Origin of the sequence: Isoptericola sp. BMS4, assembly GCF_011634835.1 — a bacterium.
Lineage (GTDB): Bacteria > Actinomycetota > Actinomycetes > Actinomycetales > Cellulomonadaceae > Isoptericola.
Window position 1 is genome coordinate 1 of sequence record NZ_SIRP01000020.1, and the last position, 327, is coordinate 327.

Sequence of the window (327 nt, forward strand, 5' to 3'; positions counted from 1 at the left end):
CCTCGCGGGCCTGCACGCGGGCTCGTCGGTGAAGGTGTCGCCGTCCACGCAGATCGCGACCGAGCTGCAGCCGCGGTTCGTGGGCGGCAACCCGCCCGACCTCGTGGACAACTCGGGGGCCGGGCAGATCGGCTTCAACACGATCCTCGACCAGGTCGAGGACCTCACCGACCTCGTCGACGCGCCGAACTACGAGGGCACGACGATCCGCGACACCCTCTACGAGGGGGTGCTGGCGCCGGGGACGTTCGGCGACAAGCTGGCGGCCCTGAACTACGTGCTCACGGTCTACGGGGTCTGGTACTCGGGCAGCCTGTTCGAGGAGAA

Annotated in this window: 1 pseudogene; it reads left to right on the top strand. The window is 69.1% G+C overall.

Annotation, left to right across the window (positions count from 1 at the left end):
• Positions 1–327: pseudogene (locus tag EYB28_RS19695) on the top strand (extracellular solute-binding protein); the annotation flags it as partial.